Genomic DNA, 24,771 nt, shown 5'->3' with positions numbered 1-24,771 from the left:
TCTATTAGTCTTTGTACAGTTTAAACTCTTCTGCACACTCAACCAGCTGGTCACGCGTTAGCATAAATACGCCATGACCGCCGTTCTCGAACTCAATCCAAGTAAATGGAATCTCTGGATACTGTTCCATCATATGAATCATTGAGTTTCCGACTTCACAAATAAGAATGCCGTTATCTGTTAGATAATCTGGCGCGTTAGCAAGAATACGACGCACTAGTTTTAGACCATCCGTACCCGCGGCTAAACCAAGCTCAGGCTCATGCGTGAACTCATCTGGCAGGCTGTTCATGTCTTCTTCATCCACATATGGTGGGTTGGACACGATTAGATTGTATTTCTCTTTTGGAAGATCACGGAACAAATCAGAGCGAATTGGGAACACTTGCTGCTCCATACCGTGATCTTGTACGTTTTGCTCAGCCACTTGTAGAGCATCTGTAGAGATGTCGATCGCATCCACTTCTGCTTCAGGGAAAGCGTGCGCACAAGCAATCGCAATACAACCAGAACCCGTACATAGGTCCATGATGCGCGTAGGTTCTTCCACCAACCAAGGTTGGAATTCCGCTTGAATCAATTCGCCGATAGGAGAGCGTGGCACAAGTACACGCTCATCAACGAAGAACTCAAGACCGCAGAACCATGCTTTGTTTGTTAGGTATGCTGTTGGCGTACGCTCGTTGATGCGTTTTACTACGCGCTCAACAATACGCAGACGCTCGCTTGTCGTTAGGCGAGAGTTCAATACGTGCGGAGGCACATCAATCGGCAAGTATAAGGTTGGCAGGATAAGCTGAACAGCTTCATCCCACGCATTATCAGTACCATGACCGTAAAACAGGTTCGCTGCATTAAAGCGGCTTACCGTCCAACGAATCATATCTTGAAGGGTATGCAGTTCCGATACCGCTTCTTCTACAAAAATCTTATCCAAAATTGCCTCCGAAAAGCGCTACAATACTGCCAATAAAGTTTATTAATGAAATTGTTTACCTAATGAGCAAAAAAGACACCGAGAACGATGACGATTTCGCCTTGTTTCAGGAAGCAGTACAGGGCGTAAAAAAGTTGCGACAGGATACCATAATCCAGCAACCAAAAAAAAATACTAAGCAAAAAGAAATCAAGCGCTCCAACCGTGAAGCGAGTGACTCTGAATTTTACTTTTCAGACGAGTTTGTCCCTCTATTAAACGATGAAGGTCCAACTCGTTATGCACGTGACGACGTCTCCACTTATGAAGTCAAACGTCTACGTCGTGGCGTGTATGTACCGGACGTGTTCCTCGATATGCACGGCATGACACAGCAAGAAGCAAAACGCGAGCTTGGTGCGATGATAGCCTATTGCATCAAAAACGAGATTCATTGTGCGTGTGTGCAACATGGTATTGGGAAACACATCCTGAAACAGAAAGCCCCACTTTGGTTAGCACAGCATCCTGACGTTATGGCTTTTCACCAAGCGCCACTAGAATTTGGTGGTGATGGTGCGTTGTTAGTGTTGCTTTCTATTCCTGAAAAGTAACAGGCTTGCTGTAGACACGACGAAACGAAAAGGCAGGGATCTCCTGCCTTTCTTATTCTGTCTCTAATTTGCAAACGCTTATTTTGGTTTAGACACTTATGGCGTAATATGCCAAAGCACTTCACCATTTTGTGTTTGTAAATCATATTCAATGCACACTAGCCCTGATGTAGGAAACATCGGTGGTGTCATGTCTTTTACAAACTCTGAAGTCAGATAACCGACCAAAGGCAAATGCGATACGAACAAAAGCGAGTCCAATTGTTCGACTTCGATTAATGCACTTGCGAAATCGAAGACATGCTCGGACTGGCCATAAGGTGTAATATCTTCACAAGTTTCAATGCTTTTTGCAGAGAAATACGCACTGATCTCTTGCCAAGTTTGTTGAGCTCTAATGTACGGACTCACCAACACTTTATCGAATTGCGCAAAACCCTGTTCTTTACAGGCTCTCGCAACCGCTTCTGATTCGACTCTGCCTCTTGGGGTCAATTGTCGTGCTGCGTCTGAATCTGCAAAATGCTCGGCTTCACCGTGACGCATGATGAATATTTTCATGTTATTTCCTAGGGATAGCTAACGCTACCAAAAGGTTGACTGCTATCTTTATTAGATAGACGGGGCTAACTTTAACAATGACGAAACAAAAATACTGATATAATTATCTGTTCATTATACCAATTCGCTTGTTAAAGATAGCGACTTTCTTAACAATCTATTAAAAGAATGTACTCAGTTCATCACACTATTTAACTGTGCAATGAGTTCAGAGCATTCACTCAAACAGTTCTTCCCCATACGCAAACGCGATGGGCCTGTGCAGAAGTCTACGAATAACAAAAATACGGCAAGCAGTATTTGTCGAAACGCAAACTTTGCGCCCCCCGCGAGGGGAGCCTAAATTACTGTAATGCGAAATCTGGAGACGCATCGTGCATCTAAGTCCTAACGATTCAAATCAATACCGCTACATTACCTTGAGCAATGAACTGCGTGTACTGCTGATTCATTCCGATACAGCTCAACAGTCGGCAGCTGCTCTGGCAGTGAACGTTGGACACTTCGACGACCCAAACGATCGCCAAGGTCTGGCACACTATTTAGAACACATGCTTTTTTTGGGTACGGAAAAATACCCTAAAGTGGGCGAGTTTCAAAGCTATATTAGCCAACACGGTGGAACAAACAACGCTTGGACTGGTACAGAGCACACTTGTTTCTTTTTCAATATTGCTCCAAATGCCTTTGAAAGTGCCTTAGATCGATTTAGCCAATTTTTTACCGCACCTTTGTTTAACGAAGAAGCATTAGACAAAGAACGCCAGGCTGTCGACTCCGAATACAAGCTCAAACTCAATGATGATTCTCGTCGCCTGTATCAAGTTAACAAAGAAGTCATCAATCCAGAGCACCCGTTTTCAAAATTCTCTGTCGGAAACTTAGATACTCTTGGCGACCGAGATGGTAAATCCATCCGCGACGAAATTGTGGAGTTTCACCACTCTCAGTATTCCGCCGATTTGATGACACTGACTCTATTTGGGCCACAGTCGCTCGATGAACAGCAAGCTTGGGTAGAAACCATGTTTGCCGACATCCCAAATCACCACCTTCGTGGAAAATCGATTGATGTACCGATAGGCACTGAGGAAAGCACGGGCATTTTGGTTCAAGTCGAGCCGCTCAAAGAGTTCCGTAAACTGATTCTCACATTCCCCATGCCGGGAATGGATGCGCATTATAGCGTGAAGCCACTCTCCTACTTTGCTCACCTGTTGGGTTATGAAGGAGAAGGCAGTTTGATGCTTCAACTCAAAGAAAAAGGCTGGATTACCTCTCTCTCAGCGGGCGGCGGCGCGAGTGGCAGTAACTACCGAGACTTTACCGTAAGCTGCACCCTGACGCCAAACGGCTTAGATCATGTTGATGATATCGTTCAAGCTGTTTTTCAATACCTCTCGATGATCAAACAAGACGGGTTAGATGAATGGCGCTATCTCGAAAAACAAGCGGTATTAGAATCGGCTTTCCGCTTCCAAGAGCCATCGCGCCCAATGGATCTCGTCAGCCATCTGGTGATCAACATGCAGCACTATCAACCGGAAGACACGGTTTATGGTGACTACAAAATGGCGGGCTACGATGAGGAGTTACAGCGTTCATTGCTGCGATACTTAACCATCGATAATGTACGCGTCACTTTGATTGCTAAAGGCCTGGAATACAACCGTACTGCCGAATGGTACTTTACCCCGTACTCCGTCACACCTTTTAGTGAGGACCAACGTCGTTTCTATCAACAAATCGACCCAAGCTGGCAATTCGTCTTACCGAAAAAGAACCCTTATATTTGCTACGACCTCGACCCCATGCCACTCGAAAATGGTGATTCGCTGCCAGAGTTGATTGAGGATCTCGAAGGGTTTCGGCTGTGGCATTTGCAAGATGACGAATTTCGCGTGCCTAAAGGTGTCGTTTATGTCGCTATCGACAGCTCTCATGCCGTTGCATCACCAAAGAACATCGTCAAAACGCGCTTATGTGTAGAGATGTTCCTCGATTCGCTAGCAAAAGAAACCTATCAAGCAGAAATCGCAGGGATGGGTTACAACATGTACGCTCACCAAGGTGGCGTGACCTTAACCCTCTCTGGGTTCAGTCAAAAGCTGCCTCAGTTGCTGGAAATGATTCTGCACCGTTTTGCTTCTCGAGATTTCAGCCCTGCTCGCTTTGAAACCATCAAACAACAACTGTTACGAAACTGGAGAAATGCTTCACAAGATCGCCCTATTTCTCAGCTGTTTAACGCACTTACTGGGTTACTTCAACCCAATAACCCGCCTTTCGCAACCTTAGTCGAAGCGCTAGAAGAAATCGAAGTCGATGAACTCTCGGTATTCGTAGAATCCATTCTTGCAGAACTGCACGTCGAAATGTTTGTCTACGGAGACTGGCAACGCCAGCAAGCCCATGACATGGCAACGACCTTAAAGGATGCTCTAAGAGTGAACGAGCAACGTTATGAAGAAGCACTTCGTCCGCTCATTATGCTAGGTAAAAATGGCAGTTTTCAACGTGAGGTGCATTGTAATCAGCAAGATTCCGCAGTCGTTATTTACCACCAGTGCGAGGATATTGAGCCTCGCAGTATCGCGCTATACTCATTGGCCAATCACCTTATGTCGGCAACGTTTTTCCACGAAATCCGTACCAAGCAGCAATTAGGTTACATGGTAGGCACTGGCAATATGCCGCTAAATCGTCACCCTGGTATTGTACTGTATGTGCAGTCACCTAATGCAGCACCTGCCGAGCTGGTTACCTCAATCGATGAGTTTTTAAATGCCTTTTATATGGTGTTGTTAGAGTTAAACGATTACCAATGGCACAGCAGTAAGCGCGGCTTGTGGAACCAAATAGCAACGCCTGACACCACTCTTCGAGGACGAGCTCAACGTCTTTGGGTTGCAATAGGAAACAAAGACACTGAGTTTAACCAACGTGACAAGGTACTTACGGAGTTGAAGAAGCTGACGCGCGCAGACATGATTCGCTTCGTTGTGAACGAATTGAAACCTCGTACTGCAAATCGTTTGATCATGCACTCTCAAGGTCAAGCGCATTCGGAGGCTCCGCGCATCCATCTAGGACAAGAAATAGGATCGATTGAAGAGTTCCAACTTCGGCCAAAAGATTGCGGCTTGGGGTGATCTAGTTGCTCAGAAATAAAATTGTCGATTACTAGAATGTACCTACAAACCCATGAGGTTGTCGGTCTCATAGATTGAATCGGCACCATAATTGGCAGAAAATTGAAATTACGCCATTGCGGCTTATCTCTAATTACCGCACTAAAAATAACTTAATGAGGTAATCATGAAAAAAGCACTTTTACTAGTGGCTCTTATACTGCCATTGGCATCTGCTTACGCTGAAATCTCAGTCAAAGGCGATGGCTTCGAATTAAGTGACGACTGTGTGCGCCTTAGCGGAGACAATGTATCCATCAAATCAGATGATTGCTCTTCAAAGCAGTGGAATGATAAAGACAAAAAAGGTAACAGCAGCGTTCACGGGGACGACAACCCAGGTAAAGGCCACAATAAAGATAAGAAAGACAAGAAGAAGTAACCATTTCTTCTTTATGAAAAAGGCTTGCCACTGGCAAGCCTTTTTCTCTACCGAAGCAACGTTTAATAGAACGTTGTCCCTTCACCAGCTCGAGTAAGCAAACCATCACATGGCGCGTAACGATCGCCATACTTCGATGCAAACTCATTCATTTTCTCTACGAGCTCTTTAATGCCAAATTGGTCCATGTAACGGAACGGACCACCCAAGAACGGTGGGAAACCAATACCAAATATCGCGCCAATATCACCGTCACGTGGCGAGCGAATGATGCCATCATCCAAACAACGTACCGCTTCATTCAGCATTGGCAGCACACAGCGCAACGCAATATCGTTATCGCTTAGCTTAGATTCAGGGTCGAGCTTAAGCAGTTTGTAAATCGATTTGTCGACATCTTTCTTCTTGCCCTTGTAAGTGTAAAAGCCCTTACCACTCTTGCGTCCTTTACGTCCATCATTTAACAAGATATCAAACACATCCGGGCCTTTGAATCGGTCACCTAACTCATTAACCAGAATCGGCATAATTTTCGCGCCAATGTCGACACCGACTTCATCCAGTAAGGTAATCGGGCCGACAGGGAAACCAAAGTCAAGCAACGCCGTATCAATCTTTTCGATCGGTTCGTTAGCCAACAAAATATGCGCCGCTTCGTTCATGTATGGAGCAAGAATGCGGTTCACGTAAAAGCCCGCTTTGTCTTTCACTACGATCGGGGTTTTACCTTGCTTCTTAGCAAGTGCAACAACTGTTGAAACGGTTTCATCTGACGTCGTTTCATGCGGAATCACTTCCACCAAAGGCATTTTTTCTACTGGGCTGAAGTAATGCAAACCAACTACGTTTTCTGGACGCTCTGCTTTTTCTGCAATTTTGTGGATAGGCAACGAAGAAGTATTGGTCGCAAAGATAGTTTCTGTCTTAGCGTTTGCTTCAATGTCCGCCACCATTTTTTGCTTAAGATCTAAGTCTTCAAAAACGGCTTCAATTACGACATCAATATGATTAAAACTGGTAAAATCGACACCACCAGACAGTTGCAGCATTTTCGCTTGCAGATCGGCCTTGGATAGAATGCGACGTTTGCGCTGTTTCTCAAATAACTTGTAGTTGTAGTTGAGCGCATTTAAAACGCCATCGTTGCTAACATCTTTGATGCGAACAGGTACTTTTGCTTTTGCAACAGACACATGGCTGATTCCGGCGCCCATCAGACCACCACCAAGCACACCAACTTTATGAACTGGTGCTGGTTTCGCATCCGTGCCATTTTCTTTCTTCATTTCTGTTGTGGCAAAGAAGATCGAACGGAGCGCTTTTGACTCTGAGCTCATCACAAGCTCACCAAAGCGCTTCGCTTCAAGTTCTTGGCCTTTAGCGAAGCCTTTCTCTAAGCCATGTTGAATAACTTCTAGAATTGCAACCGTTGCTGGATAGTTACCGCGAGTTTTTTGATTCGTTTTCTTCGCAGCTTGCTCAAATACAAACTTGCGCCCTAGCCCGCTACCAGACATCACCTTTTCTTTCGTCGATAGCTTTTTCGGACCCTTGTTTTTACCTTTGTCGATAAACTGTTTTGCTACGTCGAGCAAAATGGTGTCAGGCACACAGGCGTCCACAACGCCCAGTTTTTTAGCTTTCTTCGCACGAAGTTGTTTACCCGTCAGGATCAAGTCCAACGATGGTAACAGGCCAATCAAACGTGGCAGACGCTGAGTACCACCAGAACCTGGCAATAAACCAAGTTGTACTTCTGGCAGACCTAAACGCGTTTTGTCAGAATCCGTACAAACACGATAATCACATGCAAGAGCCAGTTCTAAACCACCGCCCAAACATGTGCCATGAATGGCCACAACGACAGGATACGGTAAGTCCGATAGCTGCTGGAACAACTCCTGACCCTGCCTTGCTAAGGCTTCCGCTTCACTTGCTGTGGTGCATGCTTCTAGCATTCTAACATCTGCGCCCGCAACAAAATTGTCCGGTTTTAGGGAGTGGATGATCATCCCTTTAATACCACTGGAGTCTTTTAGCTGAGCAAAAATTTCTTTCATTTCGTCAGCAAAAGCCGCCTGCAGCGTATTCATTTTTTCATTAGGAACATCGATGGCTAACCAAGCAATATTTTGCTCATCAACCTTTAGACTAAATGCTTTTTGCTCGCTCATTACTCAACCTCCAGAATCATTGCCGCACCAAGACCACCAGCAGCACATGCGGTATTCAATGCAATACCACCGCCACGGCGTTTTAGCTCTCGTAGGGTTTGCGTCATCATACGCGCACCAGTCGCAGCAAATGGGTGACCATAAGCAATTGATCCGCCAAGCACGTTGAACTTATCCATGTCAATTTCACCAATCGCTTTTGAGCGACCAAGGTTTTCTTGAGCAAACTTATCGGAAGCAAACATCTTCACATTCGCCAATGCTTGAGCAGCAAAGGCCTCGTGCATGTCGATCAACGTCAAATCTGACAGTTCCAAGCCTGTATTTTCAAGCACTTTCGCTGTGGCATAAGTCGGACCCATCAGCATGTCCTTTTCCACGCCGATAGCAGAGAATGCATAACCTCGGATGTAACCAAGGATCTCCATTCCGAGCTCTTTCGCTTTACCTTCTCGCATCAACATCACTGCCGCACCACCATCAGTCAATGGCGTACTGTTCGCTGCCGTAACACTGCCATACTGACGATCAAACGCAGGTCGCAATTTCGCGTATCCCTCAACCGTTGAGTCATGACGAATATTGTTATCTTCCGAAATCCACTTTTTGTATGGTTCAGGGAAAGCCGTCATCACTTCATCTTGGATTTTTCCTTCTTTCCAAGCTTGAGAAGCCAGCGTATGAGAACGATGTGCAAGCGCATCCTGTTCTGCGCGAGAAATACCATGTGTTTTAGCCATTTGCTCTGCAGTTTGTCCCATGGATAAACCCGTAGAGTACTCTGCTACTGCTGGTGGCACTGGCATCAGGTCTTTAAAGCTCAAGTTTTTGAGGATACTAAGCTTCTGACCCATTGTTTTTGTCTTACTAAGAGCAAGCAGATTAGCGGCCAGTTTCTTTGATACGCCAATAGGCAGGACGGAAGAAGAGTCTGCACCGCCAGCAATACCAATATCGATGGTTCCCGCCATGATGCTTTCTGCGACATTAACCGCCGCTTGAAAACTCGTCGCACACGCTCGAGTCACACTGTATGCATCAGTATGGATGTTCATACCAGTGCCTAACACGATTTCTCGTGCGATGTTTGGCGCTTCAGGCATTTGTACTACTTGTCCAAATACCACTTGTTCGATTAGCTTCGGATCAATATCTGTTCGAGCAAGCATTTCGCTTACTACCATTTTCCCTAAATCGACCGCTGGCACTTGGCTAAATTCCGTGCTTTGACGAGCAAAGGGAGTTCGAAGCCCCGCGACAATAGCGACACGCTCACCATTGCGTGTTTTTACTTCCTGCTTGCCCATTGTTTCTCCTTAAATACAAGAGGTCTGACCTGATGCATTGTAATGAATTTGTTAAATTTATCAAACGTGCGTTTAAATAAACGTGAAGCAAGTAGTTCAATTACTCTACTTCTTTGATTCTTATGCGATTACTAATGGTTAACTATAGAGAGTTAAAACGGTAAGAGGTATACGGAAAGTAAAATCGAAGCAAAAAAAAACCACACATAACTGTGTGGTCGGAATATCTATAAAACAATTAACTTACGCCAATTGAAAAGTAATCAGTTTCCTGATTAGGAGAAAGTAAAGTCAGCCTTCAAAAGGAAGTGTCATCTTGCTCAACATGTTAGTCGCAATGACTAACGAGATGACAAGGTGTACTATAACCCCTTCACTGCTTGATATTTTGAAATAGATCAATTTTATAGTGATTTTACGAGTTTTAAGCTCACCTAAAGCGATTATTGATTCAAAACAATTCAAGAATCCACCATCAGAAGTCCCTTTTAATGCTCCATCGAGTGAACTTATCCAAGCCATTGATTACTAATGATGATATTGTTAACAATATATATCAATTCGTGTTCGATGATATCTGACATTTGCGTATACACTTTTAGGTAACCACATGGCTTATTGTGTCAAAGGGGTTGCATGACAAATCCTGCAACCAAAACCGCTAAGCGATGAAGCAAGTAAAGTCATGCTCAGAACAAATAAGAAACTCACAGAGCGAGGATGGAGGCTCCTGTGGCCATATTAAAAATGTTTGGAAAGAAAAATTCCAACAGTCCGGTCAACTCTGATATGGACAAGCAAAGAAAATACGAAGCGCTCGTCCGAGGGTATCATCGTGACTTGTACCGCTACGCATATTGGTTGTGCAAAGATAAAGCGGTCGCGGAAGATCTAGTTCAGGAAACCTGTCTTAGAGCTTGGAAGTCACTCGATAGCCTCCAAGACGAAAAAGCTGCCAAGTCTTGGCTCATCACAATATTGAGACGAGAAAATGCGCGCCGCTTCGAACGTAAACAATTTGATTTAGTTGATATCGATGATTACGGCAATGATGCTAAAGTCAGCGATGACTCACATCATCAGCAAGAATGGCTGCAGGCACAGATCATGAAGCTCGATGTTGAATATCGTGAGCCTTTATTTCTCCAAGTTGTCGGTGGTTTCAGTGGAGAAGAAATTGGCGACATTCTTGATTTAAATAAAAACACAGTGATGACTCGACTATTTCGCGCTCGTAATCAACTTAAAGAGATGTTGGATTCTCAAGATACTAAGAGAGGACAAAAGAATGGATGATTTAGAATTTCGTCGTCGTATTTTGTCGGATCCAAAACAAAAGGATGAAGAGATTCTGCAAGCTTTAGCTGGTAGCGACGCCAACAATAAGTTTGTTGATGACGTTTTGGATCTCGATGTAAAAATTAAACAAGCCATGAATGTGGATGTACCCGAAGATCTCGCAGATAAGATTTTATTTAGCCAGACGTCGAGTGCACTTGATGAAGAGAAGGTCGTCAGACCAAACTTTGTCCGCAAAGCAATGGCACTTGCCGCTTCTATTGCGTTCACCGCAGGATTATTAGTTGGCCAAGTAAACTGGGGAAATGTTTTGGTGTCTCCAGCACAAGCCAGTTTAGCGGATACCGCAATGAAACACGTTATTCATGAAGAACCGTTTGTTCGTCATCTTGATGAGGATGTACCGAGCTCGCAAATTAATGCGAAAATGTCGCCATTTCATTACCAGTTTAGTGAAAACTTTCCATATCACGTTTACTACCTAAACCACTGCGGTTTTGGCGAATCCAATGCGGTGCATATGGTGTTCCAAGGTCCAAAAGGTAAAGTAACGTTATTTATTACTGGTATTCCAAGCGAACAAAGTACCGACTTTAGTAAGGATGGCATGACCGGAATCGTTCAGCCCGTCGGGAGTTCAAGCCTGATTTTAGTCGGGGAAGAAGGTGAAAATATTGATGCGATCGCTACGACTCTTGCATCAATGATTAAGCCAATGTAACAACTTCGACGATTTCCAGCCTTCAAAAGGTTAAATGCCGCTAAATGATCTTATTTAGCGGCATTTTTGTATAAATTGAACACAAAACATTCACCACCCCTATCGCATTTAGAGCTTAAACTCTAAATTATGCATTTTAAGTGCAATTTCCCGTCTTTTAGACATCATTTCTGCAATTTTTATTCAATTTTATCCAATGGTCGGATTTGTCCAAGCAACTATTGATACTACTATCTGCGCCACTGAGCAAAAGCTCAATTTATCGTCCAAAGAGACGAATCTAATAAGGAAAAACAAATGACTCAGAACACGCGTCTGTTTAAAAAGACTCTCCTAGCAGTAACGGTAGCTTTTGCCTCAGGTCAATCGATGGCAGCGGGTTTCCAAATCAACGCTCAATCAGCAACTGGCATCGGCCGTGCATTTGCTGGTGATGCAGTAATCGCAGATAATGCAGCAGTAATGGCTCGTAACCCAGCAGCAATGGCTCTGTTTGATAAAATGGAACTGTCGCTAGGTTTCGAAAGCATTACTTCAATGATTGAAGTGAAAGATGCGAAATATTGTGGTTCAACGTGCCAAGTAGCACCAACACTGTTCAAGCCTGTCGACTCAAACTATGACGACGCTGGCGATACTTCTATTGCACCGAACATTCATCTAATCGTTCCTGTAAATGACAAGTTTGCATGGGGCGTAAACGCATACTCTAATTTCGGTACTAAAACAGAATTCGACAATAGCTTTGCGGCAAAAGAATATGGCGGCTTAACTGATGTTAAGAGCGTAAACTTTGGCCTTGCAGGTTCTTACCGTCTCAATGAACAATGGAGCTTTGGTGCTGGTTTAGATTTAATCTACGGCCAAGGTACAATGAAGCGTGAACATGCTGCAATAGGCACACTCGTCGATGTAGACGAAGCTGATGGTTGGGCTGTAGGTTTCAATGTTGGTACTGTGTACGAGCTAGATGAAAACAATCGATTTGGTCTTGCATACCGTCATAGTCCAGAAATGGAAGCAAAAGACGATAAAGGTCAAAAAATCACACTACCTTTACCAGATATGGCCGAGTTCTCCGGCTTCCACAAAATTCAAGACACTAAGTTTGCTGTACACTACAGTATCCAATACATTGGCTGGGAAACTTTCGATCAAATTGAATTCTCTAACTTAAAAGGCTCTCCTCTTGGCTCATCGTACGATAAACAGTACCAGTGGCAAGATGCTTGGCACTACTCGATTGGTGGTACATATTACCTAAGTAATAACTGGACACTTCGTGCTGGTTACATGTACGACACGAGCGCCCAAGCTGACTTAACGTCTGTTTCCGTTCCTGACTCAGATCGCCAATGGTTCTCTACCGGCTTTACTTATCACATTGATAGTAAATCAAATGTCGACTTTGGCTTTACGTACCTAATGGGTAAAGATGTTGAGGTAAATGAATCAACACCTAACCCAATGTACAACCCAAGTGACGCTCAAAGCCCTCAAAATATCTCGAGCTTGTCAGCAACAACACGCGCTGATGCTATTCTATTCGGCTTACAATACAGCCGTAGCTTCTAAACGCTTCGCTGTTAGTTAGTAGAAAAATACTTTATATAAAAGGCTGGATTTCCAGCCTTTTTTCATATCTGCGATTTATTGCCCACTCAATTTGAGTGAACACGTGTATCTAAATCTCACAATTAGGACGCACAGCTGTTCGCTGAATTCCGTTTACAAGCCTTTCACAGTTAGATAATTAAACCACCCAATCAACACTTGAAAGCATAATATTCCAAATGACTGCTTATACTGGATTTTCATTTCTAAAGTAAAAACTCTACCTTTAAACTTTCGTCCCACGTTATAAATAAATCAGCGAACATTCGAATGAAAACCAACAAGACTCTTCTATCAACAGCAGTGGCATTAAGCCTACTTGGCGCAACGGGCATGGCTAACGCAGCAGGTTTCCAACTTGCTGAATATTCTGCAACAGGCCTAGGTCGAGCATATGCTGGTGAAGCAGCAATGGCTGACAACGCAAGTGCACAATGGCGTAACCCAGCAATGCTAACTTATTTGGAAGGCACTCAAGTGTCCGTTGGTGCAATCTATGTGAACCCAAATATTGATATTGAAGGTGATGTAAACTTCCACGGTAGCACTTCTTCTGCATCTTCAGATGACTTCGCACATGATGCAATCATTCCAAACTTCTACCTATCACACCAATATAATGAGAAATTCGCGATTGGTTTGGCATTTGGCACCAACTACGGCATGGAAACCGATTTAGGTAAAGGCTTTGGTGCCTCGCACTTCGGTAACGAAGCAAGCGTAACGACAATGGAAGCGAACTTGAACGCAGCTTACAAAGTCAATGAATCAATCAGCGTTGGTGGTGGTATCCGTTACATCATCGGCGAAGGCAGCTTTGGCGCAGCAGCTCCTAAGAATAACGTTGTAGGGTTAAACCCTGAAACTAATCAACCAATCAGTGTTCCTCAAGGTACCGCTCTAAAATACATGGAAGGTGACGATACCGCTTGGGGCTGGCAAGTTGGTACAGCATGGCAGATCAATGAAAATAACCGTATCGGATTCGCGTACAAATCTGAAGTTGAACTGAAGCTTGAAGGCCATGCTGAAGGTCTTGGTTTTGGCTTCGGTACTTCTGAACGCGACAACGGCTACATGTATCTAAACCTGCCTGCAACGGCTGAGTTGGCAAGCTTCCACCAAGTAACAGACCAACTTGCATTACACGCAAGCGTTAACTGGACGGATTGGAGCTCTTTCGAGAAATTGGAAGCACGTCTAGATACTGCTGGCACGCATATGGTTAAAGTAGAAAACTGGGAAGACAACTATCGCTTTGCTGTTGGTGCCACTTACCAGCTTGATCCTAAGCTAGCGCTACGCACTGGTATTGCATACGATACTTCAGCAGTAAGCGACAAAAACCGTACGATCACTATTCCAGAAACTGACCGCACTTGGCTAAGTATTGGCGCAACGTACGATTGGACGAAAGACTTCAGCCTAGACGCTGGCTTCACCTATATTTTTGCGAAAGACGCACCAATCGTTGAGTCTCGTGGTTACAAGTCAGACGACACTGCAGAACAAGTCGGTGGCCAATTCGTAGGCGAAACTACGGGTAATGTTTGGCTAATCGGTGTTCAAGCAAACTACCGTTTCTAACCAAGCTGCAAAATACAAAAAAGGCTTAGCATCAGCTAAGCCTTTTTTCATTTCTCTATTGTGAAGAACAACGCTTAAAAGTCTTCTAGGTATTCGTCTAAATACTCTTCTTCTTCGATGTTAACTTCTTCTACCGTTTCAACTTCTGCTTTAAAGTTTTGACGCTGGATATAAACATCGCGAGTTAGAATATATGGATCCGGCGACGAGTCTAGCTGAGCTTCTTGCGGTACTAATAAAGCACGCTTCTCCATTCCTTCAAACGCCCACTTACCCAAACTCGCCCAGAAGTTGAGATAAGAGAGGGGTAAATACGTACTATCTACGGTATCTGTCACTTCACGTAAGGTATACGGACCATAACCTGGAACCATGAAGTAAGGACCATTTCCAACACCATAGTGGCCTACCGCATCACTGAACGCTTTCTCGTCGTACTTCGTAATACCCGCGGCACTTGCAATATCGAATAAACCGAAAATACCGAACGTCGAGTTAATCCAAAAACGGTTAAAGTGGTCCACGGCTTTCGTACCATTACCCATGATTAAGTTATTAACCATGCTTGCTGGCTCATCTAAGTTCGATAAGAAGTTAGCGATACCAGAACGAATAGGAACTGGCGTGTATTCTACATACGCAAGTGATACAGGACGAACCAAATACGGATCTAAATATTCGTAGTTGAGTTCCCACATGGTTCGGTTAAAGCCTTCCAACGGGTCATACACATCAGAAGTCGTTTGATTTGTTTCTTGTCCTGTTACTGCTTCATCAGGCGCACTTGAACAGCCAACCAGTCCAACGGCTAACAGCAACAAGAAGGTAGATTTACCCTTGTTATACATTTTATTTTCCATAACGACTATTAATGTACCTAAGTCACCCCGATTAACCATTGTACGTATGTTGAGCAGGATACATAGTAAAGATGACTCAGATATGGGAATAAATAAAGGCCAGCAATCGCTGGCCTTCGGTATTCTACTCGATCGTTTAGAGTCATACCACTAAAGGCAACTGACTCTACCTCGTTGTCATGTTTCAGAGACAGATGTTAACAATTAATACTGCTGATCAATGGTCACTTCTACTGGTGCGCCAAATTCAACGACGTCACTTTCTCCGTGCCAATCTTGATCACGCGTTGCTACGTTACCGTCAGAATCTACACGCACACGGACGATTAGCTTATCGAGTGAAGATAACTTTTGCCCTTGCATCATGGCATTGCCATCATCTAATACGACTGTGCGAGGGAAAGTACCTAGCGGATAACGAGCAGCAGCCACAGGCATCGGGGAGCCATCTGAACGGTGTACTGACACAATCAGAACTGCGTTTGGATCCAACCGAGCATTTGGTGCCACATTAATTGTCACTGCTACACTCTTATCCGGTGAAACCGCTTCGCCCATTTGCTTACGAGCACTCTCAATACTGCGTGACAACATCTCGTAGCGGCTATCTTCTGGACCAATCATTTGCTGCATGATTCCCCAGTACTTGATGGCTGCCGGGAAGTCTTGACGCTCAAACGCATCGAACGCTAACAAAGAAAACACACGCAGATCGACATAGTCTTGCTGCATCAGCTTGCCGAGTAATGAGCGAGCCGTCGCTTGATCCATTTCCTCTTGAGACAGCATCAGAGCTTGTGCATAACCCAACATCACATCTGGGTCTTTTGGCTCTAGGCGGTACGATTTTTCCATCGCATCGATAGCCGTGGTGACATCACGATTTGCTAACGCAATACGACCTAGCAGTAACCAACCTGTCGAGTCTTCCGGCTGGTAATGTAAGCGAGTTCGAAGGGCTAGGGTCAAATCCGCCATTTCATCGTCACTCAGCGGCTCAGAAGAAGCCGACATCAGCTTTTTCGATAACTCAGGTAGATTTGCAGACACTTCTTGCCATTGAACAATATCGTCTGACGCGCCAAATTTATAATACAAACCATAGCTCAGCACCACTGTCAGAATTACCGATGGAACTAAAACCGCGATTGGAGAAACCTTGGTTTCTTTTTGCGCTTTATCACCAGGGATATCGTCAAGCAGTGATTGCTTTAGATCAGAAATCAGTTCGTCTTCACTTTCAACAAGACCTTCGTCAGTTTCTTCTGCAAGCTCAGATAGTCGGTCTTTATAAAATGCCTTGTTGAGCTCATCGCGTAACACATCATCATTGTTCGCTTTTTGTTTAAGCAGCGGCAAAGCCACCAGCGCACAAGCAATAAGCGTGAGAGCAACGGTGGAAATCCAAAATAGTGTCATTACTTCTTATCTCCGTTGTTCTCTTCTTCAAGCAATGCTTTTAAACGAGCTTCTTTTTGCTCATCCCATTGCTCGTCACTGCTCGCTTTTGCCTTAACTTTAGATTTACGGCTACGCAGTACAATCAAACCAAAACCACCCAGTACTACAGCGAGTGGCCCTAGCCACAAAATCGCAGTCGCGACCGTAAATGGTGGGTTGTAAGTCACGAAGTTACCGTAACGGGCGATCATGTAATCAACAATCTCATCTTTGGACTTACCTTCTTTGGTCATTTCGTACACCTTATGGCGTAAGTCCTGAGCAAGTTCAGCGTTAGAATCCGAGATCGTGTTGTTCTGACATTTAGGGCAACGGAGCGTATGGCTTAACTCTTTGAACTGCTGTTCTTGTTCCAAATTATCAAACTCGTACACTTCAATGGCCGCATGAGCAGCAAGAGATAATGTCATCGCAGCAAAAACGGCAAGAATTAGCTTTCTCATTGCTTCGCCTCCTCAACCAATTTGTTGTAAAGCGGCTCCAGTGTTTCTGACCAATTACGTGGGTTTACATCCCCTACATGGCGATAGCGAATCACACCATTTGCATCAATAATGAATGTTTCTGGAGCACCATAAACGCCAAGGTCAAGGCCAAGCATACCACTGCCATCAAATAGGCTGATCAAGTACGGGTTGCCGAGATCATTCAGCCAACCTATTGCTTTATTACGATCATCTTTGTAATTCATACCGATGATCTTAACGCCCTTACCCGCCAATTCGTTTAGGTATTTATGCTCTGCATAACACGTTGGGCACCACGTTGCCCAAACGTTCAAGAGCAACGGTTCACCTTTAAAAATTGATTGGTCGTACTGTTTTCCAGGCTCAGCCAGATCTTCTAAGTGAAATTCAGGAACAGGCTTACCAACCAAAACCGACTCCAATTTAGTTGGATCATCGCCCTCTTGGTTACGCATTAATTGGGTTGCGAAAATGCCCGCTAGAATCATGAAAGCGACAAGCGGAATAAATAAGATTTTCTTATTCATGTTATGCCTCCTGCTCTTTTGACTTCGCGTTTTTCTTCGGCGATTTACGGAAGCGGTAGCGTTTATCAGAAATCGCTAGTGCGCCGCCTAATGCCATAATCAAAGAGCCAGCCCAAATCCAACGAACGAACGGTTTATAGTAAATACGAACAGCCCAAGATCGGTTGTCGTCTAAACGTTCACCCATTGCAATGTATAGGTCGCGGCTAATACCACGGTCAATGGCTGCTTCAGTCATCATAGACTTAGCCGTACGGTAGAAGCGCTTCTCTGCGTGAAGCGTATTCACGTATTTGCCATCATGTGTGATCTCAAAGTCTGCGATGTAGCCATCGTAGTTTGGACCATCTTTATCACGCAAGCCTGAGAAGTAGAAATCATAGCCTTGAATTTGGAAGTGTTCGCCAGGTGCTAAACGTACATCACGCTCGATGCTGTAGTTCTGTACCATCGCAATACCGATAACAGATACCGCCAGACCAACATGACCCAACATCATTGCCCAGTGGCTACGTTGCAGCTTGCGAACACCTTCACTAAAGCTATGACGGTGCGTTGCGCGCTCGTACAGTTCAAAGCCATGCATCGCAATAATCCAAATCGCCATCACCCAACCAATGTAAGCCATGGTTGAGAAGAAATCGGCAAACAGGTACACGCATAGCGCGGCCAAGGCGAAAGCAAGCACACCTGAAACGAGCATTGGCTTCACAAGTTTAGATAAATTGTCTCGCTTCCAACGAATAAGAGGGCCAATACCAAGCAGGAAAGCAAATGGCATCATTAACCACGCAAATAGCATATCAAAGAATGGCGCACCGATAGAGACCGACCCCAAACCAAGCTGCTTGTGTACGAGCGGCAACAGTGTCCCCACTAACACCACAACAAGAGCGGCGATAAGTAATACGTTGTTGGCTAAGAGCGCATTTTCACGTGAGACTAAGTCGAAGTTACCTCGTACACGCACTGCTGCCCCTTTTACGGCAAACAGCAATAAAGAGCCGCCGATAACGAAAACGAGGAAGCCTAGAATAAACATACCGCGCGACGGGTCAGACGCGAACGCGTGCACCGATACTAAAATACCGGAACGGACTAAGAAGGTGCCCAACAAACTCAACGAAAATGCAGAGATTGCCAATAGTACCGTCCACGCTTTAAATGTGCCGCGTTTTTCTGTCACGGCAAGAGAGTGCATTAATGCGGTACCCGCTAACCAAGGCATGAATGATGCGTTTTCTACTGGGTCCCAGAACCACCAGCCACCCCAGCCAAGTTCGTAGTAAGCCCACCAAGAACCTAGTGCGATACCAAGTGTTAAGAATACCCATGCTGCGGTTGTCCAAGGACGAGACCAACGAGCCCAAGCCGTATCAAGGCGTCCGGTCATTAGGGATGCGATCGCAAAAGAGAATGCAACCGAGAAACCAACATAGCCCATGTAAAGCATTGGCGGGTGAACAATCAAACCAGGGTCTTGAAGCAGAGGGTTCAAGTCACGCCCGTCAACCGGGAAGAACGGTAACGTACGTAGGAATGGGTTTGACGTTAGGATGATAAACAGTAGGAAACCCACTGAGATCATTCCCATAACAGCAAGTACACGTGCAACCGACTCTTGCGGCATACCACGACTAAACGTCGCTACAGCGACAGTCCAAGCAGCTTGGATTAACACCCATAGCAACAGTGAACCTTCGTGCGCACCCCATACTGCGGTTAAACGGTAGTACCAAGGAAGCTGACTATTCGAGTTGCTCGCTACATACTGTAACGTGAAGTCGTTGGTATAAAATCCCCAACATAAAATGGCGAAAGAGAACAACAGCATCAGGAACATAGACCAAGATAGCGGTCGCGCTGTGTTCATGAGCATGGTGTTATTATTCGATGCTCCCCACAATGGCAATACGCTCAACAGCACTGCCATTGCAAGCGAAAGAATGAGAGCAAAGTGACCGATTTCAGCAATCATTGGCCGCTTCCTTGTATCTGTTCGGTGCTGTATTGAAGCGGTTCATGCGTTTTCTTCATCGCTTCTGCAATTTCTGGTGGCATGTATTCTTCATCGTGCTTCGCTAGGACCTCAAATGCCTCAACTGTCGTGGCATCTTTCAGTACGCCTTGAGCAACAATACCCTGCCCTTCACGGAACAAGTCAGGAAGAATACCGTCGTAGGTAATCGTCACTTTCGGACCGACATCGTGCAGGTCAAAACTCACTTTCAAAGAATTAGGATCTCGACGAACTGAGCCCACAACCACCATTCCACCGATACGCAGACGCTGGCCTACTTCTGGCTTGGTGCCATCTGGCTTACCATTAACCAATTCCGTTGGAGTGTAGAAAAGGTCCATATTTTGGTTAAGCGCATAAAGTATCAAACCAATGGTGGCACTAATACCGATAAAGATCGCTAGTACAATACCTAGCCTCTTTTTACGTCTCGGGTTCATAAGGTGTTCTCCATGTTCTTCGCTGCGTCGATACGAGCTTGACGGTCAATTTTTGCTTTCACTTCTTTCAATAATGCATCACCGCGGCGAAGGCTAGTGATCAGAAGAATCAGCATGGATAAGAAAGTAATACCAAACGCACTCCATACGTATGATGCGTAGCCACCCATGGCAAAAAAGTCGCTCAGAGATTCAAAATGCATAATCAGTTACCTCACTGAGTTTGTTCTGTTGCGAGTTTGCGCACCCAAGGGCGGTGACTTTCTTTACTGATGATTTCGTTACGAAAACGGACCATCGTCACGGCACCAAAGAAGAACGCAAAGCCAAAGATGTTCAGCAATAACGGCCAAAGCATGTCGGATGAAATAGAAGGTTGTTCAAATTTCGTGATCGTCGCACCTTGATGAAGCGTGTTCCACCATTCCACGGAAAAGTGAATGATAGGTAGGTTTACTACGCCTACGATCGCTAAAATACCAGCAGCTTTTGCGGCGGTTTTTTGATCGTCAAACGCATGGTAAAGCGCAATCACACCAAGGTAGAGAAATAGAAGAATCAATTCAGATGTAAGACGGGCATCCCATACCCACCAAGTGCCCCACATAGGCTTGCCCCAAACAGCACCTGTAAGTAGAGCAATAAAAGTAAATACTGCACCAATCGGAGCCATCGCAAGTGCCGCCATATCAGATAGGCGAACTTGCCATACTAGGCCAATAAATGCAGCGATCGCCATCGACATATAAACGCCCATAGACCAAATAGCTGATGGGACATGAATGTAGATGATTCGGAAACTGTCACCTTGTTGGTAATCTGAAGGCGCAAATGCAAGCCCCCAAACCGTACCAACCGATAAGCATACGAGGGCCAATACAGAAAACCAAGGCAGAAACTTACCACTCAAACGATAAGCTGCTTCTGGCTTGGCATAAGGATGTAGCCATTTCCACATGTTTTGTTCTCACTCTTACTTCAGGGACACTGTCTAAAGGGTTGAGACCGTAGCAGTGCTTTAATAATAATTCTTTGATCAAGCGCCGCTTCATTGGCACTTTATTGAGTTAGTTAACACTAACTCGCAATGCGGCACTGATGGCAAAAGGCGTTAATGTCATCGCCCCCATTAGCATCGCACCTAAAATCGCTAGTTGACCGTTATACGCCATACCGAGTGCCGCAGCATCAATTGCCGATGTTGCGAAAATCAAAATTGGGATGTAGAGCGGAAGAATAAGCAAACTCAAAAGAACGCCACCCTTTTGCAACCCAACAGTCAACGCCACACCAATGGCGCCAATAAAACTTAGTGTTGGTGTACCGATCATCAAGGTTAATACAACCGATAGCCAAGTATTGAAGTCGAGCGAAAGTAAAACCGCCAATAATGGGCTAATTAAAATCAGAGGTAACCCTGTTAACAACCAATGTGCTATGACCTTTGAAACCACGACAAGTTGCAATGGAATCGGCATTAGCATCATTTGTTCTAGTGCACCGTCTTGAAAATCATCACGAAATAGACGCTCTAATGATAATAAGGCGGACAGCAATGCGGCAACCCAAACGATGCCCGCTGCAATACGTGCTAACAAATTAGGTTCTGGTCCAATACTCAGAGGAAAGAGAGTAATGACAATAATAAAGAACCACAGCGGGTTCAGAATGTCTGCCTGACGGCGAAATGCGATTAGGAGCTCACGACGAATGATGGTGGTCATCGAGGAAATCATATCAGTCACCCAGCTTTATTTTTCTAAGTTTCGGGCTGTCCGCAAACATATCTTGATGCGTCGTCAACACAACAATACCGCCATTATCAGCATGACTTGCGAACAAAGATTCAAGCACCTTGACACCTTGCTTATCAATGGCAGTCAACGGCTCATCTAAGATCCATAAAATTTGCTTACTGAGCCATAACCTTGCCAATGCGACTCGTCGTTGCTGACCTGCGGAAAGTTGTGCTACAGGCACATCTTCTCGACCAGCTAATCCTACTTGAGTCAAAGCGATGAAGATTTCTTCGTCTGAAGAGCGATTATTTTGAATAGATTGATAAAAACGTAAGTTTTCTAATGCGGTAAGCTCTCGTTTCACTCCTGTTTGATGTCCTAAGAAAAGCAGATCTTGATGGAAAACATCACGAGATTTTTCAACCTCTTCGCCTTTCCATTTAATGACACCTTCTTCTCTATCACCTAACCCTGTCACAATCCGTAGCAATGTAGTTTTACCAGTACCATTACGCCCTTCGATCTGGACCAATTCACCAGGCTTAATTTCAAACTGCAGGTTTTCAAACAGAACCCTTTCATCACGGATTGCTGTCAGGTTAGACACTTCTAACATAGAGCTTCAACTAAAAAATGAACGAGCCGCTATATTAGCACAGCTTAGTTATGACAAAACAGGATAAGAGGGCTAGGTTACATGTAAGTTCATGTATTTTTGTTAATTAATCATCACACTTTAATAAAATTAACTATAAGTAGTTATAAGCGCTCATTTTGAATTTGAGAGGCCAGAACTAAGAGCAAGATCGACTGAAGGTTGTCTAGGGTTGTATTTAAGAAGAGCATTAGAGGCTAAAAACAAAAAAAGAGGCGTAATAACGCCTCTTTTTTTCGCTTGATAACCTTTAGCGTCGACGACGTCCACGCGTTGGATATTCTGAGTCATCTGATGGCTGACCACTTAATGGTGGAATCTTCTCTTTCCCCGCCAGTTTCTTCTGCAGTGAAAGCATCAACTCAGCTTCGGCTTTTGGTAGTTCGCACTCTTCAATCAGCTCGTTGATATCAGCGCCAAGCTGTACCATTTTAGAAGCGCGACTGTACAAGCGACCATCAGTATCAGCGTGTTCGAGTTCGCGAATTCTCTCGTTTAAGTGCTGAATAATGTCTTGTTGCTCGGTCACTTTTTGTCCAAGACCAACAACAACCGAGCGCACTTCGAGTAACTGCTTACTCAACTTTTGCACTTCTTTATCTGCGTGTCGAGATTGAGCTCGTTGTTGATCTAACTGCTTTTGTAACCCCGAGCGAATCCGCAGTTGCAAAACAACCAATACCAACACGATAAAAGCAACGCCACCCGCAAGGAATGGGGCAGATAAAAGAGTCTCTTCAGCCATCATCATTCAGCCATTAAAGGTGAGCCATCTCGTCCCACTCGTCATCTGTTAGCAGCTTGTTCAAATCCACAAGGATAAGAAGCTTGCCGTCACGGTTGCTCACACCCTGGATGAACTTCGCACTCTCGTCGGTACCAACTGAAGGCGTCGTATCAATTTCAGAAGAACGCAGATAAACGACTTCTGCCACGCTATCTACTAAGATACCAATCACTTGACGCTCAGACTCGATCACAATAATACGAGTGTTGTCGGTGACTTCGCCTTCCATCAGGCCAAAACGTGAACGTGTATCGATAACAGTAACTACATTACCGCGTAGGTTGATGATACCAAGTACATAATCTGGTGCACCTGGAACAGGGGCAATTTCAGTATAACGAAGTACTTCACGAACTTGCATTACGTTGATGCCGTACGTTTCTTCTTCTAGCTGGAACGTCACCCACTGAAGAACTTCGTCATTCGATGCATCTTTCTTCACTTCTACTTCAAAAGCTTGAGACATAGTTAATCCTCGTTAATGTCGTTCCCGACTTAAATCTAATTCAGTGATTTGACATCTAAACCGGCGTTTAGCATGTCAATGAGCGCCTGGACATGAATTAAGGCACACATTTTTTCTTTTACCATGCCCGCTAGCCAAGGGCGTTTACCCGCCTGCTCACGCCAGCGAACCTTGTCGATATTAAGCGTTTCCGTCCCCATTAATTGGTTACTGGCCAACCCCCACATGCTCTCACCAAGCATGACGACATATTGGTAGTTATCTTTATAGCTATCATCACGAAGCTTATCTGCCATCACCCATTTCGCGGTATCGACGACATCAAACTGTTGCTCGCGATTTGTTTGTAGCCCCAAATACCAGGCGGGTTTTCCTATCAAATGGTTAAGCTCGCTAATGCGATGAATACCACCTAACTCATCAAGAGGTACAGCAAACGTGACACCATTCACATCAAAGTAAAGAACTTGGAAGTCCTCACTTCGCTTCGTGCTTTCCCAGACCGTTGGTATATCGGAATCTGCTTGTGTTTCGAGTTCAGTATCGACGTTCGATTCTATATTGATACTTTGTTCGATCACTGCGTGAGGTTCATCCACCTCTGGTTGCGCTTCCTCAAAAACTGGCTCATCAATCACCCAGTCTTGTATTTCCTCAACACCCTGAAGCTCAGGCACCTCACTAAAGGTTTGTACCTCAGGCTCAGCCGCTTTTATCTCTGCTGCAATATCAATCGTATTTTGTTCAAGAATACTATCAATATCCAACTCAGCCACTGGGTTGCTTGCTTCAAGCTGACTTAATAGCCTTTGAACATCTTCCAGGTTTGGAGCTTCCAACTCTGGCGGATATGTTTCTTGAAACTGGTACGTTTCTGGCTCCGAGTATTGTAGCTGTAATTCTGGCTCTGGCTCTGGCTCTGGCTCTGGCTCTGGCTCTGGCTCTGGCTCTGGCTCTGGCTCTGGCTCTGGCTCTGGCTCTGG

At 44.8% G+C, this 24,771-nt stretch carries 24 protein-coding genes; 7 read left to right on the top strand and 17 right to left on the bottom strand.

From position 1 onward, the window contains the following. Positions 1-4: 4 nt before the first annotated feature. Positions 5-937: a 50S ribosomal protein L3 N(5)-glutamine methyltransferase gene (prmB, locus tag R7P35_RS11380; RefSeq protein WP_005380541.1), complete on the bottom strand. Its 933-nt coding sequence runs from the start codon at positions 935-937 to the stop codon at positions 5-7. A gap of 62 nt (positions 938-999) precedes the next feature. Here prmB and smrB point away from each other — a divergent pair, with 62 nt between their 5' ends. Continuing rightward, positions 1,000-1,530, top strand: a complete 531-nt coding sequence (gene smrB / locus R7P35_RS11375; RefSeq protein WP_005380539.1) for an endonuclease SmrB — start codon at positions 1,000-1,002, stop codon at positions 1,528-1,530. A gap of 96 nt (positions 1,531-1,626) precedes the next feature. Here the strand turns inward: smrB and sixA are convergent, their stop codons facing one another. Further along, positions 1,627-2,091 (bottom strand): phosphohistidine phosphatase SixA, encoded by a 465-nt coding sequence (gene sixA / locus R7P35_RS11370; RefSeq protein ID WP_005380537.1) that lies wholly within the window; start codon positions 2,089-2,091, stop codon positions 1,627-1,629. A 374-nt stretch (positions 2,092-2,465) separates the two neighbouring features. On the opposite strand from sixA, the gene R7P35_RS11365 reads away from it, so the two are divergent. Both R7P35_RS11365 and R7P35_RS11360 read left to right on the top strand, forming a co-directional pair. Next, on the top strand, positions 2,466-5,243 hold the full coding sequence (locus tag R7P35_RS11365; protein ID WP_053306685.1) for an insulinase family protein: 2,778 nt from the start codon (positions 2,466-2,468) through the stop codon (positions 5,241-5,243). Positions 5,244-5,409: 166 nt separating this feature from the next. Further along, complete coding sequence (locus R7P35_RS11360; RefSeq protein ID WP_065274741.1) at positions 5,410-5,664, top strand: CG2 omega domain protein; 255 nt, start codon at positions 5,410-5,412, stop codon at positions 5,662-5,664. 62 nt (positions 5,665-5,726) lie between these two features. On the opposite strand, the gene fadJ is transcribed toward R7P35_RS11360, so the two are convergent. Next, a complete protein-coding gene (fadJ, locus tag R7P35_RS11355) occupies positions 5,727-7,838 on the bottom strand; it encodes a fatty acid oxidation complex subunit alpha FadJ (protein WP_213904885.1) in 2,112 nt (703 codons plus the stop codon). After that, a complete protein-coding gene (gene fadI, locus R7P35_RS11350; RefSeq protein ID WP_005384447.1) occupies positions 7,838-9,145 on the bottom strand; it encodes an acetyl-CoA C-acyltransferase FadI in 1,308 nt (435 codons plus the stop codon). Before fadI ends, fadJ begins: the two co-directional genes overlap by 1 nt. 720 nt (positions 9,146-9,865) lie before the next feature. Between fadI and R7P35_RS11345 the strand changes: the two genes are divergently transcribed. From R7P35_RS11345 to R7P35_RS11330, 4 genes are all read left to right on the top strand, one after another. Continuing rightward, positions 9,866-10,441: a sigma-70 family RNA polymerase sigma factor gene (locus R7P35_RS11345; RefSeq protein ID WP_005380528.1), complete on the top strand. Its 576-nt coding sequence runs from the start codon at positions 9,866-9,868 to the stop codon at positions 10,439-10,441. Beyond that, complete coding sequence (locus R7P35_RS11340) at positions 10,434-11,165, top strand: DUF3379 domain-containing protein (protein WP_017635939.1); 732 nt, start codon at positions 10,434-10,436, stop codon at positions 11,163-11,165. The genes R7P35_RS11345 and R7P35_RS11340 overlap by 8 nt, the downstream gene beginning before the upstream one ends. A gap of 297 nt (positions 11,166-11,462) precedes the next feature. Then, complete coding sequence (locus tag R7P35_RS11335; RefSeq protein WP_213904887.1) at positions 11,463-12,740, top strand: outer membrane protein transport protein; 1,278 nt, start codon at positions 11,463-11,465, stop codon at positions 12,738-12,740. A 309-nt stretch (positions 12,741-13,049) separates the two neighbouring features. Beyond that, positions 13,050-14,366 carry an outer membrane protein transport protein gene (locus tag R7P35_RS11330; protein WP_042522518.1) on the top strand — a complete coding sequence of 439 codons (1,317 nt, stop codon included), beginning with the start codon at positions 13,050-13,052 and terminating at the stop codon, positions 14,364-14,366. Between the two features lie 74 nt (positions 14,367-14,440). Here R7P35_RS11330 and R7P35_RS11325 read toward each other — a convergent pair whose 3' ends face one another. The 13 genes from R7P35_RS11325 to R7P35_RS11265 all read right to left on the bottom strand — a co-directional run. Continuing rightward, positions 14,441-15,214, bottom strand: a complete 774-nt coding sequence (locus R7P35_RS11325) for a VacJ family lipoprotein (RefSeq protein WP_005380523.1) — start codon at positions 15,212-15,214, stop codon at positions 14,441-14,443. A 216-nt stretch (positions 15,215-15,430) separates the two neighbouring features. Continuing rightward, positions 15,431-16,645: a c-type cytochrome biogenesis protein CcmI gene (gene ccmI, locus R7P35_RS11320; protein ID WP_042522520.1), complete on the bottom strand. Its 1,215-nt coding sequence runs from the start codon at positions 16,643-16,645 to the stop codon at positions 15,431-15,433. Then, on the bottom strand, positions 16,645-17,130 hold the full coding sequence (locus tag R7P35_RS11315; RefSeq protein WP_005380519.1) for a cytochrome c-type biogenesis protein: 486 nt from the start codon (positions 17,128-17,130) through the stop codon (positions 16,645-16,647). The genes ccmI and R7P35_RS11315 overlap by 1 nt, the downstream gene beginning before the upstream one ends. Next, positions 17,127-17,681 (bottom strand): DsbE family thiol:disulfide interchange protein, encoded by a 555-nt coding sequence (locus tag R7P35_RS11310; RefSeq protein WP_005380518.1) that lies wholly within the window; start codon positions 17,679-17,681, stop codon positions 17,127-17,129. Before R7P35_RS11310 ends, R7P35_RS11315 begins: the two co-directional genes overlap by 4 nt. A gap of 1 nt (position 17,682) precedes the next feature. Beyond that, positions 17,683-19,659 carry a heme lyase CcmF/NrfE family subunit gene (locus R7P35_RS11305; protein ID WP_017635943.1) on the bottom strand — a complete coding sequence of 659 codons (1,977 nt, stop codon included), beginning with the start codon at positions 19,657-19,659 and terminating at the stop codon, positions 17,683-17,685. After that, a complete protein-coding gene (ccmE, locus tag R7P35_RS11300) occupies positions 19,656-20,141 on the bottom strand; it encodes a cytochrome c maturation protein CcmE (protein WP_025767177.1) in 486 nt (161 codons plus the stop codon). The genes R7P35_RS11305 and ccmE overlap by 4 nt, the downstream gene beginning before the upstream one ends. Then, on the bottom strand, positions 20,138-20,344 hold the full coding sequence (gene ccmD, locus R7P35_RS11295) for a heme exporter protein CcmD (RefSeq protein WP_005380515.1): 207 nt from the start codon (positions 20,342-20,344) through the stop codon (positions 20,138-20,140). Before ccmD ends, ccmE begins: the two co-directional genes overlap by 4 nt. Before the next feature lie 11 nt (positions 20,345-20,355). Beyond that, positions 20,356-21,099: a heme ABC transporter permease gene (locus R7P35_RS11290; RefSeq protein ID WP_005380513.1), complete on the bottom strand. Its 744-nt coding sequence runs from the start codon at positions 21,097-21,099 to the stop codon at positions 20,356-20,358. Positions 21,100-21,208: 109 nt separating this feature from the next. Then, positions 21,209-21,877 (bottom strand): heme exporter protein CcmB, encoded by a 669-nt coding sequence (gene ccmB / locus R7P35_RS11285; protein WP_005380512.1) that lies wholly within the window; start codon positions 21,875-21,877, stop codon positions 21,209-21,211. A 1-nt stretch (position 21,878) separates the two neighbouring features. After that, positions 21,879-22,496 carry a cytochrome c biogenesis heme-transporting ATPase CcmA gene (ccmA, locus tag R7P35_RS11280; RefSeq protein WP_005380511.1) on the bottom strand — a complete coding sequence of 206 codons (618 nt, stop codon included), beginning with the start codon at positions 22,494-22,496 and terminating at the stop codon, positions 21,879-21,881. Between the two features lie 289 nt (positions 22,497-22,785). Further along, entirely contained in the window at positions 22,786-23,280 is a 495-nt protein-coding gene (locus R7P35_RS11275; RefSeq protein WP_025767176.1) for a DUF2802 domain-containing protein, read from the bottom strand. A 13-nt stretch (positions 23,281-23,293) separates the two neighbouring features. Beyond that, positions 23,294-23,788 carry a chemotaxis protein CheW gene (locus R7P35_RS11270; RefSeq protein ID WP_005380507.1) on the bottom strand — a complete coding sequence of 165 codons (495 nt, stop codon included), beginning with the start codon at positions 23,786-23,788 and terminating at the stop codon, positions 23,294-23,296. Positions 23,789-23,823: 35 nt separating this feature from the next. Next, positions 23,824-24,771 (bottom strand): chemotaxis protein CheW (locus R7P35_RS11265; RefSeq protein WP_206949301.1); only part of this gene is annotated, 948 nt, incomplete at its 5' end.

It is taken from the genome of Vibrio sp. Vb0304 (assembly GCF_033338995.1).
Lineage (GTDB): Bacteria > Pseudomonadota > Gammaproteobacteria > Enterobacterales > Vibrionaceae > Vibrio > Vibrio alginolyticus.
Note: the sequence above shows the minus strand (reverse complement) of the source record. Positions and strands in the feature narration are given on the sequence as shown.

Coding starts and splice junctions, on each gene's coding strand:
- smrB (WP_005380539.1), top strand. CDS start 1,000: ATGAGCAAAAAAGACACCGAGAACGATGACGATTTCGCCTTGTTTCAG.
- sixA (WP_005380537.1), bottom strand. CDS start 2,091: ATGAAAATATTCATCATGCGTCACGGTGAAGCCGAGCATTTTGCAGAT.
- R7P35_RS11360 (WP_065274741.1), top strand. CDS start 5,410: ATGAAAAAAGCACTTTTACTAGTGGCTCTTATACTGCCATTGGCATCT.
- fadJ (WP_213904885.1), bottom strand. CDS start 7,838: ATGAGCGAGCAAAAAGCATTTAGTCTAAAGGTTGATGAGCAAAATATT.
- fadI (WP_005384447.1), bottom strand. CDS start 9,145: ATGGGCAAGCAGGAAGTAAAAACACGCAATGGTGAGCGTGTCGCTATT.
- R7P35_RS11345 (WP_005380528.1), top strand. CDS start 9,866: ATGGAGGCTCCTGTGGCCATATTAAAAATGTTTGGAAAGAAAAATTCC.
- R7P35_RS11340 (WP_017635939.1), top strand. CDS start 10,434: ATGGATGATTTAGAATTTCGTCGTCGTATTTTGTCGGATCCAAAACAA.
- R7P35_RS11335 (WP_213904887.1), top strand. CDS start 11,463: ATGACTCAGAACACGCGTCTGTTTAAAAAGACTCTCCTAGCAGTAACG.
- R7P35_RS11330 (WP_042522518.1), top strand. CDS start 13,050: ATGAAAACCAACAAGACTCTTCTATCAACAGCAGTGGCATTAAGCCTA.
- R7P35_RS11325 (WP_005380523.1), bottom strand. CDS start 15,214: ATGTATAACAAGGGTAAATCTACCTTCTTGTTGCTGTTAGCCGTTGGA.
- ccmI (WP_042522520.1), bottom strand. CDS start 16,645: ATGACACTATTTTGGATTTCCACCGTTGCTCTCACGCTTATTGCTTGT.
- R7P35_RS11315 (WP_005380519.1), bottom strand. CDS start 17,130: ATGAGAAAGCTAATTCTTGCCGTTTTTGCTGCGATGACATTATCTCTT.
- R7P35_RS11310 (WP_005380518.1), bottom strand. CDS start 17,681: ATGAATAAGAAAATCTTATTTATTCCGCTTGTCGCTTTCATGATTCTA.
- R7P35_RS11305 (WP_017635943.1), bottom strand. CDS start 19,659: ATGATTGCTGAAATCGGTCACTTTGCTCTCATTCTTTCGCTTGCAATG.
- ccmE (WP_025767177.1), bottom strand. CDS start 20,141: ATGAACCCGAGACGTAAAAAGAGGCTAGGTATTGTACTAGCGATCTTT.
- ccmD (WP_005380515.1), bottom strand. CDS start 20,344: ATGCATTTTGAATCTCTGAGCGACTTTTTTGCCATGGGTGGCTACGCA.
- R7P35_RS11290 (WP_005380513.1), bottom strand. CDS start 21,099: ATGTGGAAATGGCTACATCCTTATGCCAAGCCAGAAGCAGCTTATCGT.
- ccmB (WP_005380512.1), bottom strand. CDS start 21,877: ATGATTTCCTCGATGACCACCATCATTCGTCGTGAGCTCCTAATCGCA.
- ccmA (WP_005380511.1), bottom strand. CDS start 22,496: ATGTTAGAAGTGTCTAACCTGACAGCAATCCGTGATGAAAGGGTTCTG.
- R7P35_RS11275 (WP_025767176.1), bottom strand. CDS start 23,280: ATGGCTGAAGAGACTCTTTTATCTGCCCCATTCCTTGCGGGTGGCGTT.
- R7P35_RS11270 (WP_005380507.1), bottom strand. CDS start 23,788: ATGTCTCAAGCTTTTGAAGTAGAAGTGAAGAAAGATGCATCGAATGAC.